Here is a 13,978-nt window from a genome sequence, read left to right as displayed (position 1 = left end):
TCACGGATCGTCCGGTGAACCAACGGCATCGGAGAGATCAACATCGTCTGGTTGCTCGGTGTCACCAACCTGGACGTTTCCAGACTCATCTTCGACGTACACGTCGTCTGCGTATCCGCCTTCTGCGTTCGGTTGATCACGTTCTGGATCGAGTGACTCGAGTTTGTCCGGCGTTTTGGGTGCTGTTGGCACTGTGGTTGGTCGAAATTCCCCGAGTGGTTGCTCGATCGTGATGTCGTGGGCCTCGAAGAACTCTCGATACCGATCGTAATGCGTCTCGATTTCGCTCACCGGAATCTCCATCATCTCGACCCAGCCGTGATTGTAGAAGTCGAAATTGGCCTGAATGTGTGTGATTTCACGTGCCTCTGCCTCAGTATACCCCGCCGTTAGTCCAGCAGTGTACGCATCGATCGTCCCCTCAAAGAGCGCATCCAGATGGTCTGTGCGCTCATCTCGATGGGAAGGGTCGGCCTTCGAGAGGAAGATTCGGGTGTGGAGATAGACAAGCCCCGATCGCGTGACCGATCGGACCCCCGGAACGGTCAGCGCCTGTTTGGTGGCCCAGTGACGGGCGGTTTGTTTGATCTTCATGTAGTACCACTACTCGATAGAGTCACAAGAATGTTGATCGACGGGTACGGTCGTATTCTACACGAATAATGAAAATAAACTTATTCGTGTCATGATGCCGTTTATCAACCGTTTTCTGCATCGAGAGTTGGTGAGAAGCGTGTCTGGGTGGCCGGTATGAACAAATATGGTGAATAATCGAGATAGCAATCCACATTAAGCGCGGCTCCGTATCGTCTCTGCATGGGCACGTCGCACGTAATTATTGGCGACGGCATCGCGGGGAGTTCAGCCGCGGAAACGATTCGTGAAGCTGACCCCGCTGCCGAGATCACTGTACTCACCGACGAGGGTGAGGCACTTTACAACAGAATTCTAATCAAAGAGTTTGCCAAGGGGAAAATGCCCGAGGGTCCCATATCGATCCACCAGCCGGAGTGGTACGACGAGCGGGACATTGAGCTCAAACTGAACACGATGGTGACGCAGATCGACACGAACGCCCAGATCATTCACACGCACTCGGGCGAGTCGATTGAGTACGATTCTCTGTTGTTAGCGACCGGGGGAACGCCGGCGCAGTTGCCCGTCGAGAACAGCGACGCCGACGGGATTCATCACTTCTGGACGTTTGAGGACGCACGTGCAATCGAAGAACACGCAGATCGTGCCGAAAACGGCGTGATCATCGGGGCAGGACTGCTTGGTATCGATCTGGCGGCGATCTGTGGCGCACAGGACGTTCGCGCCGACTACCTGATGCGGGGCAACGCCTGGTGGCGATACGCGCTCGATGAGGAAGGCGCAGAGATCATGCACGAGGCAATGCGCAAACGCGACGTGACGCCCGTGTTCGAAAGCGGTGTCGAACGGTTCGAAGTGGACGATTCTGGTCACGTGAGTGCGGTCATCGACCCGAATGGCGAGCGATACGAGACCGATTTCGTCGGCATTGCGATTGGGCTGAACTTCAACACGGAATTTCTTCGCGGAAGTGGAATTGAGCTCACCGATGATGGCTCAATCGTCGTTGACGAACAGATGCGAACGAACGTCGACAACGTCTATGCGGCCGGCGACGTGACGTATTTCTACGATCAGATTCTCGGCGAGCAGGCCCAAAACGGTGCCTGGGGAAGCGCAAAAGAGCAGGGCTCGATCGCCGGGACGAACATGGTACGTGACACTGGCAGTGACGTTGATGAGGCTACCTTCCACTGGGTGTCGTCCTACTCGATCACACACTTTGATTTCCCATTTCTTTCGTTTGGTCACCCGACAATCGGCGATGACGCCGTCGAACGCAAATACTCCGACTCCGAGTGGCGTCGCGTCGTGTTGAAAGACGGCAAAGTAATCGGTGGCGTGCTCATAGGCGATCTGGCCCCACAGACGACGCTCAAACGACTTGCCCGCCAGCAGATCGACGTGAGCGACCGTAAAGAGGCACTTCTCGAGGAGTCGATTTCGATGGAGCAGTTCACTCCGCAAGAAGCCGAGCAGTAGGCCCACTCCGAAGTCGTTTTGACTCGGACGACGTATCTTTTGGTATGCAAACCAGTGGGAGCAGCGAAATGACGCTTGCCTTCGAGCTGGAGGCGCTCAAACGGCTTGCACAGCCCGACGTGGTGTTTTCCGACGCACGCCAGTGGACGAGCTACATCGGTGTCGTTTCGGAAAAGCCGACCTACGTCGTCACGAATTTTACGCGGAAAAAACGGATTCGACAGGACTTCTTTTCCGGGCCACGAGGGAAGCGCGAGAGCCTAGAGAACGTCAAAGGACAGTTCGACACCGACCGACACGTGTTCATCGGAACAAATGATGACGATCGGACGCTCGCCGGAGAAACCGACTGGGAATATCTCGGGCTCGAAGACGCGGCTGATGCTGCAGGCTGGGAGCTCACTGATGGTGAGACGACCGAATCGACGGTCGAAACTGATCGCGACGACTGGCCGTAGTGACTTTACCGTTCAAACCAGTAGCTACATCGGATGACTGATGCAAACGACGTTGCGGTCGACGTGGAAGTAGAGGTTGAAGTCGATGAGAACGAACTCGAAATCGAAGTCGGTGATACACGAACTGCCGAGGCAGAGCTTGAGGTTGACGGGCTCGAAATCGAAATCGAAGTCGAGGTAGACGTTGCGGGCACAGCAGAAGCCGATACGGACCAAACAGCAGACGACACAGAGCGCGATATTTAACCGTCGCCCGCAAGTACGGTCGCGTATGGCAGAACCACGCGTCCCTGGAGAGGACGAATCAGACCTTTCGCTCCCGTGTGGGGAGACAATCGATTACCACACGCTCGATATGGGACTGCGTGAGCTGTCGTGTTCGTGTGGTGATCGCCATGCAGTCGTTCAGGATGTACATCCGTTGAGCCGGTTCGTTCCCGAAGATCTCGTGGCCGTGTTGAACGAGGTCGTCGAAACCACCGACGGATCCCCATTTTCAACCCTCCATCTCATGGGCATCGTCCGCGAGGAGTTTCCCGAATCGATCGTGAGCGAATCCGTGGGCGAGGATGGAACCGTCGGCTATTCGATGGTCTGGATCGCCCAGTTCGATGCGAGACGCCTCCACGAAATCGTCGTCGAACTCATCGTCGAACTGATGGAACACGCCATCAGCCACGCCGAGGATAGCGAGGCAATGAGTACGTTTGAACGGCAAATGCACGAGTTTGACGTGAGTGCGTTTGTTGAACAGTATCGCGATGCAAGGGAGTTCACCGACGAACACGACAGTCCAGCGTGAGCCATCCAGTAACAAACCACCAAGAACCTGGGTACTGGCTTTATTGGGCTCGGAATCGTTCCTACTGGTATGTCCGTCCACCGGGGAGAGTTCGAACGGATACGACAGGTACTGGGGGAAATCGACCCGGAACAACCACTGACGGCCCGCGAGATCTACGAACTGCTCGACGAACATGGCGAGGCGTTCGATAGCTCACACCAGATCGCGACCATTCTAGGTCGCCAATCGGATGGTGCAGTTGAGGTGATCGAAGAACAACCGTATCGGTATCGGATCCGCGTGCTGTAAACGAAACAGAGCCCGTCGACTGTCGCAATTGCAAATGGTTCGATAGGCTTTTGGTGTGACCGGTCTCGCGGTGGTTCCGAATTTCGTAATTGAGTTCCGACTTTCGTAGAATTTCGCCGAGCTTATTACGATGAGCGAATGGTATCGAGTAATGAGTGATGAGGACCGGACGATTTTGTTGATCGGAAGTGGACCGATACAGATCGGTCAGGCCGCCGAATTCGACTATTCAGGCGCACAGGCCTGTCGCGCGCTCCAGGAGGAAGGCGCACGAGTCGTGCTCGTCAATTCGAATCCAGCGACGATCATGACAGATCCGGAGATGGCCGATAAGGTGTATATCGAACCGATTACCACCGAGGCAATCGCAGAGATCGTTCGCACCGAGAATCCAGACGGTGTGATCGCGGGGCTCGGCGGACAGACTGGACTGAACGTGACAGCAGAGCTCGCCGAACAGGGCGTCCTCGAAGAGTACGATGTCGAGATCATGGGCACGCCCCTGGATACGATCTACGCGACCGAAGATCGGGATCTGTTCCGCGAGCGGATGAAATCGATCGATCAGCCCGTCTGTCGGTCCGAAACCGTCACGGCGATGGATGAGGTCGAGGACGCCGTTGAGGCGGTTGGGGGACTGCCAGTGATCATGCGGACGGCGTACACGCTCGGTGGTAGCGGGAGTGGTGTTGTCGAGGAGATGGACGAGCTCAAAGAGCGGGTTCGCAAGGGCTTTCAGCTCTCCCGGAATCACGAAGTGCAGATCACCGAATCGATATCTGGCTGGGTTGAGCTCGAATACGAGGTGATGCGCGATGAGTCCGACTCGTGTATCATCATCTGTAACATGGAGAACATCGATCCGATGGGCATTCACACGGGCGAGTCCACGGTCGTCACGCCGAGCCAGGTGATTCCGGACGATGGACACCAGGTGATGCGGACGGCCGCACTCGACGTGATTCGAGAGCTCGGAATTCAGGGTGGCTGTAATATTCAGTTCGCCTGGCGTGACGACGGAACGCCCTCGGGCGAGTATCGCGTTGTCGAGGTCAACCCTCGCGTGTCGCGCTCTTCGGCACTCGCATCGAAGGCAACTGGCTATCCAATTGCGCGCGTGACCGCGAAGGTCGCACTCGGAAAGCGCCTCCACGAGATCAAAAACGAGATCACCGGCGAGACGACGGCTGCGTTCGAGCCGGCGATCGACTACGTGGTGACGAAGGTGCCACGCTGGCCACAGGATAAGTTCGATGACGTGGACTTTACGCTCACCACGGCGATGAAATCCACCGGCGAGGCGATGGCTATCGGTCGGACGTTCGAAGAGAGCCTGCTCAAGGCGTTGCGATCGAGTGAGTACGAGCCAAGCGTCGACTGGGAGACGGTCAGCGATGCGACGCTCGAAGAGCGGTATCTCGAGCGGCCCTCTCCGGATCGCCCGTACGCCATCTTCGAGGCGTTCGATCGCGGCTACACCACCGAAGAAGTCGTCGAGCTGACCGACATCGAGGAGTGGTACGTCGAGCGGTTCGGACGGATCGCCCACGTGGCACAGAACGCACAGTTTGGTGAGCTTGAGCTCGCCGCCGACGCGGGATTCACCAACGAGCAGGTAGCGAGTCTGACCGAGGCAGGTCCGGCCGACGATGAGACACACGCGAACGCGACAGCAGCGGCGGCCGGCTACACCGCCTCTGCGTCGGCCGACTCGGTCGAGACGGTCGAGGCGACGGCGACTGATCGGCAGTTCAAGCAGGTCGATACGTGCGCCGGGGAGTTCGCCGCCTCGACGCCGTATTACTACTCGGCTCGGGATCCCGTCGCCGACATCGACAGCACGCATTCGGAAGTGAAAGTCGACACCCACGTTGACAGTGTGGTCGTCGTTGGTGGTGGTCCGATCCGCATCGGACAGGGTGTGGAGTTCGACTACTGTGCAGTTCATGCCGTGCAGGCGCTTGGCGACCTCGATATTGACGCGCACGTGGTGAACAACAATCCAGAGACCGTCAGTACAGACTATGACACCTCAGATGGGCTCTTTTTCGAGCCAATCACTGCCGAGGAGCTCGCTGACGTGATCGAGCGGACGAACGCTGACGGTGTGATGGTTCAGTTCGGTGGCCAGACCTCCGTTAACGTGGGAACGCCACTCGAAGCCGAACTCGAGCGCCGTGGACTCGACTGTGCCGTTCTGGGCACGTCGGTCGAGGCGATGGATCTTGCAGAAGACCGCGATCGATTCAACGCCCTGATGGAGTCGCTTGATATCGCCCAGCCCGAGGGTGGGGCTGCACGGAGCGAAGACGAGGCGCTTGCGCTGGCACACGACATCGGTTATCCGGTGCTCGTGCGGCCGTCCTACGTGCTCGGTGGTCGGGCAATGCGGGTCGTCCACAACGATGACGAGCTCGAACAGTACATCGACGAGGCGGTTCGCGTCAGTCCCGAAAAACCGATCCTCATCGATCGGTTCCTTGAGGATGCCGTCGAGCTCGACGTTGATGCCGTCTCCGACGGCGAGGACGTACTGATCGGTGGTATTATGGAACACGTCGAAAGCGCTGGCGTCCACTCGGGCGATTCGGCCTGTATGATCCCACCCCGTTCGCTAGGTCGTGACGTGAATCGTCGGGTGCGTGAAGTCGTCGAGGACATTGCAATCGAGCTCTCGACGGTTGGGTTGTTGAACGTCCAGCTCGCCGTGCAAGACGGCGAGGTGTACGTACTTGAGGCAAATCCACGGGCCTCCCGGACCGTGCCATTCGTCTCGAAGGCCACTGGTGTGCCGATCGCAAAGCTCGCCGCCAAGGTGATGGCTGGCGAGACGCTCTCGGAGATGGACGTGACCGAGATGGTGCCGACGCACACGAGCGTCAAGGAGGTCGTCTTGCCGTTCGATCGGCTGCCGGGCAGCGATCCACGGCTTGGACCGGAAATGAAATCGACCGGCGAGATCATGGGCACTGCAACCTCCTTTGGCAAGGCGTATGATAAGGCCCAGGATGCCACCGGCAAGCCAGTTCCCACCGAGGGGACGGCCGTGGTGACACTCGATGTGGACGGCTTCGAGGAGTATTTCGATATCGTCGAGTTCGAGGACACCGAGGCATTTGCGGAGGCGATTCGTGACGGCGAGATCGACCTGATTATTTCCCGTGAACGCGAGCCACTTGAGGTCGCCGTTGAGGAGTCGGTCACGTACTTCTCGACCGAAGCGAGTGCAAACGCCGCACTCGAAGCGATCGAGGCGAAAGATGACGATCTCGACGTGCAGGCTATCAGCGATCGTCCACACCACGAGGAGTTCTGGGGACAGCCAAAATCCGCTGAGTAAACAACGAAAAAGCGGTCTCGGACGGTCAAAAACTCTCGTTTGCCGGAGACTGCTATTTGGAAGTAGATTCCGCAGGTGGAATAAGAAGGGAATAAAGAATCGAGCAGAGGCCGACAATTTGACTCATCCGTTCTATGAGTGAAAGCGATACTGATCGAACGTGAGCAGGACCGTCGAACCCAACAACACCGATTGCGGCAACCATCGGAACGATCGTGAGCATCCCCAGCCCCACCGCGAGGTAGAACATTCGGCGGCTCCTGTGGCGTCGGTACCCACGGTATGCGTGAAAGACCAGAAACACCGATAGCCCGAGTGCGATCAGTGTCGTGGCGACCACGAGCAGCGACGAGACGGCCAGTGGTTGGTTTGGTTCCATCAGAGTCTGCCCCACAGGTCGGTAAAGCGGTCGGCCAGATCGACGGCTTGTTTTTTAATTGTTGGAACAGTCAACCCATCCTCCGTGAGCCGAACTGTGAGTTCATCTAGCTGTGCCTGATAAATGGTATAGTGGCTGCCGTCCGATTGCGCTATCTGTCGATCGGCGAGCAATCCACACGCCACTAGTCGCTCAGTCCGGCGATACACCGTGGAGATGGAGATTCCACACCGATCACTGAGTTCGCTCGCTGATAAGGGTTCGTCGTGTGTCTGTTGCAGTATCATCTGTGCGTATTCATCGGAGAGCAGATCAAGGATCTCGCTATCGCTGTCTGTCACGGATGGACAATGGAGCGTGGTGTAGCGATCGAATGACGTACGGTGATGGGGCATGTGTGATTTCCATTAGCCCTGTCTGTAAGCGCGTCCGAACACCATTGCCATTACGTACTGAAGTAGTGCTGTCACGAAAAATGCCGTAATTGGAACCGTCATCCCAGATCCCAGCAGGGCGGCAAGCTGATAAACACCAAGAAATACGCCGGCCGTCACCAGCGTTGCTGCGACTGTCCACACAACTGCTGGTCGGCTCGCGTACGTGATCGGCCAGTGTCGATCATACGCGTGGGGAAGTTCAACGCCGATTGTGATCATGGCCAAAAATGATCCTACAAACGAAACGCCGAGCCAATAATAGATGGCTGCCACCACGACAGCCCCTATCGCTGCGACGACGCCAACGGTCACGTCGGCCGTAAGCTCTTCCACCAGTCTCGAACGGAGTGGCTGCTTTTCGGTCATAGCACAACGAATGCATTCGACTACAATCAACGGTTGGCTGATTCGCTGGATCAGCGAATCGAATTCGTGGGAACCACCAGCACCGAATGATATTTCGGATACTCAACCAAAGGGTGAGTATGGAGTATACGACGCTCGGCAACACTGGGCTGACAGTGAGCAAGCTCTGTCTCGGTTGCATGAGCTTTGGCAACAGCGACTGGCGCGAGTGGGTGCTGGACGAATCCGAAGGACAGGAGCTGATCGAACGCGCGCTCGATCTTGGGATCAACTTCTTCGATACGGCAAACATCTACTCCCGCGGCGAATCCGAGCGCATCCTCGGCGAAACGCTCGGTGATCGTGCGGATGAGCAAGTGATCGCCACGAAATGCTACTTCCAGATGGACGACGACGATCCGAACTCCGGCGGGCTCTCGCGCAAGGCAATCGAGCAACAGCTCGCAGCCAGCCGTGAGCGCCTGGGCGTCGAAACGATCGATCTCTATCAGATTCACCGCTGGGATGATGAAACGCCGATCGAGACCACCATGCGCGCGCTCGACGACGCCGTTCGTCGCGGCCACGTCAGACACATTGGCGCGAGCTCAATGTGGACCCATCAGCTCGCAGAAGCGATGGAAACCAGCAACCGACTGGGACTGAACTCCTTCGAGACGATGCAGAACCACTACAACCTGTGCTACCGCGAAGAAGAGCGCGAGATGCTTCCCTACTGCGACCGCGAGGGAATGGCCGTCATTCCGTGGAGCCCGCTCGCACGGGGCGTCTTGGCCCGTCCACACGAGAAAATGGAGTCAACTACGCGGGGACAAACCGACGAGTACGCCCACGATCACCCGTATCTGTCGGGGAGCGGCCGTGTGATCAACGAACGCGTCCAGCAGCTCGCAGAAGACTATGGGGCATCGATGGCCCAGATTGCACTCGCCTGGGTACTCTCCAAGGATGTCGTCACTGCTCCGATCGTCGGAACAACGAGCATCGAACACCTCGAAGCAGCCGTCGCCGCACTTGATATTTCGTTGTCGGATAGCGACGTCGAGTTTCTAGAAGCCCCGTACCAGCCGGTCGAAGTCTCCGGTCACCAGTGATCTACTCCCGCGTTTCGAGATATGTTTCACCCAGCTCCGTGATGTCGTATACCGTGTCGCTCTCGTACAAGAGGCCGTGTTCACAGAGCGTCTCGCACCGCTTTTTGGCGAACGAAACGTGCAACCCCAGCCGACCCGCGGCCTCAGGACACAGCCCTGGCCCGGCCGATGCGAAGTGGTCCAACAGCTGATCATCCACCGATAACATCCACTCTGTCGTCTCTACATCCGGTCCGTCAGTTCTTTTCGAATTCACACTCACTTATGTCACCCACATACGTGTTTGCTAGTTGTTTGTTACTAACTATCATAGCGTTGGTCAGCAATACTGATAAATATTGCGACCACCTAGACCAGTTTTTAACGATTATCCATAATTGATGGTGAATAATTGTGCATTAGCACTAAAATGTCGTCAAGAACGCGACACTGTCCCACAGTTGTCGATCAGCGTAGTCAGTCGCTGGTCGTCCAATCGATTGATATGGATGGCCTCACGATGAGGTCCAATGGATGAGACAGTCGATCGTATCGGACCGATATCCGGCATTGCATCGCCGGTCGTCGCGCTGGGCGCAATTGGGCTGGCAACCACAATATCACAGCCGTTCTCGTGGACGGACAGCGCGCTCAGTGATCTCGGCGTGACAGGGGGAATCGTATCAATTCTCTTCAACGGCGGGGTAATCGCCGGTGGTGTGATCGCAGTCCCGTTTGGCCTCTGGCTTCTCACCAGGGCACAAAATCGGCTCGAACGGATGGGCGTCTGCTCGTTCTGGCTCACCGCAGCTGCGATGGCAGCGATCGGACTGTTTCCTATGGGATCGTCGCTCCACATTCCCGTAGCAGTGTCGTTCTATCTGTTGCTTTCGGGGTCGTTGTGGCTGTACGGGATCGGTAACGTTCTCGATGGTCGACGACGAAGGGGCTATCTCACAATCGCGCTTGGAATCGTGAATCTCGGTGGGTGGATCGTGTGGGGGCTGAGACTGCGCGAATCAGTTCCAGGACTTGCGCTGCCCGAAACTGTCGGTGCCCTCGCGCTTGCGTTCTGGGTGACGGGGACGGCCGTTCGTCCCTGAGTGTCGTCACAGTGTGCGTTCGTCGGTCGCAATCGACTCTACCTGCGCTCTCGTGTACGCGTTCGGTATGTACTCGAAATTCGTATACTCCTCCAGTTGATCGGTGAGTCGCGCCGGCTCAGGAAAGCCAAGCTGCACCAGTGTGAGTTCTCCAAGCGTCATGTGGCCGCTGTTTGCTGGTGTGAGAATGTGCTGGGAACCCTCCAGTCCAGTCCCCATTGCGACCGCCTGATTGTACGTCGCGCGATTGACCATCTCGATCGCGGTCTGGTTGCTGGCTCCCAGCGATCGAAACGTCGATTGGCGAACCGACAACTGCCACTCACTCGGCGTGGCGGTCTCGTATCGCTCCTCAAGCGTTGAGGCGGCCGCTGTGAGCGCTTGCTGTAAGACTACGGTGGGATCATCGCCGTTCAGCCAGTCGTGGGCTGTCTCGCCCGAAAGCGCCCCGACGATCGTCGTCTCCTGTTGTGCGCGGCCGTGATCGGCTGCATGTCTTGTGAGTGGAGGATCGAACGCGAGTCCGGGCGTCTCTGCCCTGATATCGTCGTCAAACACGATCGTCTGGAGTTCCCGACGCGTCGCTTCGTAAATCGCCATTCCGCCCGAATCATACGCGCCGTCATCGTTCGTATCACGCCATCGATAGCCACGCGATCGCCACAGATCGAGTTCGTCAGCCATCGCCTGAAGCTGTGAGTCATCAGCGGCTCTTGCAGCGTCGATCATCGCCGGTACTGTGTAGCCTGCAGCAGCGTCGTGTGTCGCTGCGTCCTCAATTATCCCTTTTACATCCTCGAGCGACAGAGGTCCATCCTCGATCGCCGACGCTGTCAGTTCATCGAGGAGCACAACCCGATTGGGGCCACCCCACTGCTGGGGAGCGTCGCCGGCGCGCCAGCCAACAACTGGCGCGTTGTTCCAGTTGACGACGTAGCCACTGCTGGGATTTTTCGTGTGAATGCCGAGATCCGTTCCGGTGGTGATTTCGTCCCACTCGTGGAGCGACGCCGGAGCGGGGAGTCGGTGGTCGAGTTCCGAATTACGGTCCGGAACCGCGCCGGTGTGGACGAATGCGATATCGTTCTCATCGACATAATGGAAGTTGAATGTGAACGGGAAGTCGGCAAGGCGCTCTTTGAAGCCTGTGAAATCAGTTTCAGTTCCAACATGTGCCCACATCAGCGCGCCTTCGAGTTCTTGCATTCTCGTCGTCGTTCGCTGACACCAGGCGACGCGTTCGTCAGGGTTCCAGGCGACTACTGGCATGATTGTGCCATCTTCTTCGATCCGTGCAATTTCCTGTTCGACGCGCTGTATGTCCGGGTCGCCCTCAATGATCGATCCAACGACCGACGGCGTGTGAACGATCGTGTGCGTTTCCATCTCGTGATACTCGCCGTTCCACTCGTAGCGATGATCGTCGTCCGGATGGAGATCGACGGCGATGGTGTCGGTCTGGTCATCGCGGCCGCTCGTGACGGTCCAGGCAAACTCGGGCGTACGGCCAATGATCACCCCTGGCGCGCCGACAGTTCCAATGCCCGTAACGTCGAAGCCTGCGCCGTGGAGACCTACCTGGTGAATCACAGGGGGTTTGAAATAGCCCATCTGTGGTCCACCACCAAGCATTGGGGCACCGGTTTCGGTGTGTTCGCCACCAACGATGAGCGCATTCGAGCCGAATTTGAACCCCTCCATCAGCCCTTTGCCGACCCCGCTGAGAAATTCCGAGAGCGAAAACTGCGACTCGATGCCCCAGGGCTCGGCATCGAGCGTGGCATCGACATACGAGAGCTGTTCGTCCGGTACGTTCTCGAACGATGGGACCGTCTCGGTGCCTTCGACTGTCAGTTCCTCCGGGTTGAGCGACGCCGGATGATCCTCCCCAACGCGGAGCCAGTTGCGATCACCAAACGCCTCGTACGCAGACGCTCTATCACCGAGCGTGTCGGTTAGCACGGCTAGCTCGCGGGCATTACCGAGTTCGTTACCCCCACCGAGTCCGAAATAACCGATGAGATAGCTCAACACGGCGATCGAATCGACAGGCTCCCAGGGGTCCGGCGAGTGGGTGAGTGCGGTGAACGTTCCAGGAAGCCGGTTTTCGGCCGCCATCTCGGTCATCTGCTTGTTGACGCCGTCAGCGAACCCCGTAAGCAGTTCTTTCGTTTGATCGGAGGCGGCGTCGTATTGTGCCTGAAGTTCCTCTTTCGTGTAGAGATCCCGGCGAACTTCGATGTCGGAGGAGAGCTGTCCCGGTCCGAGCACCTCAGCGCTGTTTCCGTAGCCAATGTGTCTGAGCACGTCCATCTGAAACAGCCGATCGCGAGCCTGGACGTAGCCGTTGGCAAACACCAGGGAGTACCGATCGTCGGCGTAGATATGACTCACGCCGTGGGCGTTCGTCAAAATCGTCGCGGTCGAACCTCCCGGTACCCCGAGCGCGGTCTGTCCAAGCAGTGCACTCCCGAGGGTGGCCCCAGTTGATCGAAGAAACGTCCGTCTTTTCATCCCGAACAATAATTTTAAATCATGTGTATTTACCATTAACTCCGGTGATATCTGGTATTTTAACACCAGATCACAGAAGGATCACCGGTAAGTGGATACCAGCTGTAACTGGTCTATGGCCGACCCTATGACCAATTTCGAAGTGCCCGAAATCGATGCGCTCCCAGAAGACATCCAGGAGCGGATTGAAAAGGAGACTGAGGATGCGGGATTCACGCCAAACGTGTTCAGGGCAATGGCGTACAAACCCAGCCACTTCTGGTCGTTTTTCGACTACCACGACGCGCTCGTTGAAGACAGTGCGCTAGAACGGGAGGAAATCGAGATGATCGTGGTGACCGTCAGCGGTGCCAACGACTGTCTCTACTGTGTCGTTGCACACGGCGCGCTCTGCAGGGTGTATGCCGAGGATCCACAGCTAGCTGATCAGCTGGCCACGAATCATCGGGCCGCCGATCTTGGACCGAATCACCGCGCAATGTTGGACTTTGCGGTGAAGCTCACGAACAGCCCCGGGTCCGTTACGAGAGAGGATCTGCTGGTCCTGCGGAACAACGGCTTCAGTGAGGAGGCGATCTGGGACATTGCAAGCGTCGTTGCGTTCTACAATCTCTCGAATCGATTGGCGATCGTTGCCGACATGCGACCGAACGAGGAGTTTTACTCGATCGGACGCGAGTGAGCGTCAGGCTTTCGTCCACAGCTGGCTGATCAGTGGTATGGCATCACCAACAGACACCACTTCACAGGGAACGAGCGACGGAGCCGAATCCATCAGCACTGACGAACGCCAGTGGGCAATTTTGCTCCACGCCAGTGGCTATGCTGGTCTTGTTTTGATCCCGTTCGTGAACGTGATCTGTCCGTTCGTTCTCTGGCTGTTGAAAAAAGAAGAAAGCGAATTTCTCGATCAAAACGGACGAAATGCGGTAAACTTCCAGATCACCTGGACGATCGGACTCGTGATGGCGCTGGCGTCGATTTTTATCGGGATTGGTTTGTTTCTTTTCCCAGTTGGGGTGTTAGCGTGGCTAATCCTTGTGGGTATTGGAGCGTACAAGGCAAGCGAATACGAAGTATACGACTACCCACTCACCTACGATTTTTTCGAGTGACGGGGGAGCAAAGAAGAAAAG

16 protein-coding genes are annotated in these 13,978 nt (G+C 57.1%); 10 read left to right on the top strand and 6 right to left on the bottom strand.

Annotation, left to right across the window (positions count from 1 at the left end):
- Positions 1 to 594 carry a DUF6149 family protein gene (locus tag JXQ78_RS01025; protein ID WP_330631618.1) on the bottom strand — a complete coding sequence of 198 codons (594 nt, stop codon included), beginning with the start codon at positions 592 to 594 and terminating at the stop codon, positions 1 to 3.
- Positions 595 to 816: 222 nt separating this feature from the next.
- Between JXQ78_RS01025 and JXQ78_RS01020 the strand changes: the two genes are divergently transcribed.
- The 6 genes from JXQ78_RS01020 (at position 817) to carB (ending at position 6,970) form a co-directional block, all read left to right on the top strand.
- Positions 817 to 2,079 (top strand): NAD(P)/FAD-dependent oxidoreductase, encoded by a 1,263-nt coding sequence (locus JXQ78_RS01020; protein WP_330631617.1) that lies wholly within the window; start codon positions 817 to 819, stop codon positions 2,077 to 2,079.
- 44 nt (positions 2,080 to 2,123) lie between these two features.
- Positions 2,124 to 2,537 (top strand): DUF7124 domain-containing protein, encoded by a 414-nt coding sequence (locus JXQ78_RS01015; RefSeq protein ID WP_330631616.1) that lies wholly within the window; start codon positions 2,124 to 2,126, stop codon positions 2,535 to 2,537.
- A gap of 33 nt (positions 2,538 to 2,570) precedes the next feature.
- A complete protein-coding gene (locus JXQ78_RS01010) occupies positions 2,571 to 2,783 on the top strand; it encodes a hypothetical protein (RefSeq protein WP_330631615.1) in 213 nt (70 codons plus the stop codon).
- A gap of 25 nt (positions 2,784 to 2,808) precedes the next feature.
- Positions 2,809 to 3,339 carry a DUF5815 family protein gene (locus tag JXQ78_RS01005; RefSeq protein ID WP_330631614.1) on the top strand — a complete coding sequence of 177 codons (531 nt, stop codon included), beginning with the start codon at positions 2,809 to 2,811 and terminating at the stop codon, positions 3,337 to 3,339.
- Positions 3,340 to 3,408: 69 nt separating this feature from the next.
- Positions 3,409 to 3,630, top strand: a complete 222-nt coding sequence (locus tag JXQ78_RS01000; RefSeq protein ID WP_330631613.1) for a hypothetical protein — start codon at positions 3,409 to 3,411, stop codon at positions 3,628 to 3,630.
- Between the two features lie 151 nt (positions 3,631 to 3,781).
- On the top strand, positions 3,782 to 6,970 hold the full coding sequence (gene carB / locus JXQ78_RS00995; RefSeq protein WP_330631612.1) for a carbamoyl-phosphate synthase large subunit: 3,189 nt from the start codon (positions 3,782 to 3,784) through the stop codon (positions 6,968 to 6,970).
- Between the two features lie 52 nt (positions 6,971 to 7,022).
- Here carB and JXQ78_RS00990 read toward each other — a convergent pair whose 3' ends face one another.
- The 3 genes from JXQ78_RS00990 to JXQ78_RS00980 are packed head-to-tail and all read right to left on the bottom strand — an operon-like array spanning position 7,023 to position 8,152.
- Complete coding sequence (locus tag JXQ78_RS00990) at positions 7,023 to 7,349, bottom strand: DUF7521 family protein (RefSeq protein WP_330631611.1); 327 nt, start codon at positions 7,347 to 7,349, stop codon at positions 7,023 to 7,025.
- The gene (locus JXQ78_RS00985) at positions 7,349 to 7,744 is read right to left on the bottom strand and encodes a winged helix-turn-helix domain-containing protein (RefSeq protein ID WP_330631610.1); all 396 of its coding nucleotides are present in this window, start codon (positions 7,742 to 7,744) and stop codon (positions 7,349 to 7,351) included. Before JXQ78_RS00985 ends, JXQ78_RS00990 begins: the two co-directional genes overlap by 1 nt.
- Positions 7,745 to 7,756: 12 nt before the next feature.
- Positions 7,757 to 8,152: a hypothetical protein gene (locus JXQ78_RS00980; protein ID WP_330631609.1), complete on the bottom strand. Its 396-nt coding sequence runs from the start codon at positions 8,150 to 8,152 to the stop codon at positions 7,757 to 7,759.
- 119 nt (positions 8,153 to 8,271) lie between these two features.
- Between JXQ78_RS00980 and JXQ78_RS00975 the strand changes: the two genes are divergently transcribed.
- The gene (locus JXQ78_RS00975; RefSeq protein ID WP_330631608.1) at positions 8,272 to 9,246 is read left to right on the top strand and encodes an aldo/keto reductase; all 975 of its coding nucleotides are present in this window, start codon (positions 8,272 to 8,274) and stop codon (positions 9,244 to 9,246) included.
- A gap of 1 nt (position 9,247) precedes the next feature.
- On the opposite strand, the gene JXQ78_RS00970 is transcribed toward JXQ78_RS00975, so the two are convergent.
- Positions 9,248 to 9,502, bottom strand: coding sequence for a hypothetical protein (locus tag JXQ78_RS00970; protein ID WP_330631607.1), 255 nt, complete (start codon positions 9,500 to 9,502; stop codon positions 9,248 to 9,250).
- A 253-nt stretch (positions 9,503 to 9,755) separates the two neighbouring features.
- Here JXQ78_RS00970 and JXQ78_RS00965 point away from each other — a divergent pair, with 253 nt between their 5' ends.
- A complete protein-coding gene (locus tag JXQ78_RS00965; protein WP_330631606.1) occupies positions 9,756 to 10,328 on the top strand; it encodes a DUF998 domain-containing protein in 573 nt (190 codons plus the stop codon).
- A gap of 6 nt (positions 10,329 to 10,334) precedes the next feature.
- Here the strand turns inward: JXQ78_RS00965 and JXQ78_RS00960 are convergent, their stop codons facing one another.
- Positions 10,335 to 12,842, bottom strand: a complete 2,508-nt coding sequence (locus JXQ78_RS00960; protein WP_330631605.1) for a penicillin acylase family protein — start codon at positions 12,840 to 12,842, stop codon at positions 10,335 to 10,337.
- Between the two features lie 127 nt (positions 12,843 to 12,969).
- Here JXQ78_RS00960 and JXQ78_RS00955 point away from each other — a divergent pair, with 127 nt between their 5' ends.
- Positions 12,970 to 13,524, top strand: coding sequence for a peroxidase-related enzyme (locus JXQ78_RS00955; RefSeq protein ID WP_407934029.1), 555 nt, complete (start codon positions 12,970 to 12,972; stop codon positions 13,522 to 13,524).
- A gap of 37 nt (positions 13,525 to 13,561) precedes the next feature.
- On the top strand, positions 13,562 to 13,957 hold the full coding sequence (locus tag JXQ78_RS00950) for a DUF4870 domain-containing protein (RefSeq protein ID WP_330631603.1): 396 nt from the start codon (positions 13,562 to 13,564) through the stop codon (positions 13,955 to 13,957).
- The last annotated feature ends 21 nt before the right edge of the window (positions 13,958 to 13,978 follow it).

Origin of the sequence: Halocatena halophila (assembly GCA_027563145.1) — an archaeon.
Lineage (GTDB): Archaea > Halobacteriota > Halobacteria > Halobacteriales > Haloarculaceae > Halocatena > Halocatena halophila.
This window is presented reverse-complemented; position numbering and strand designations above follow the sequence as displayed.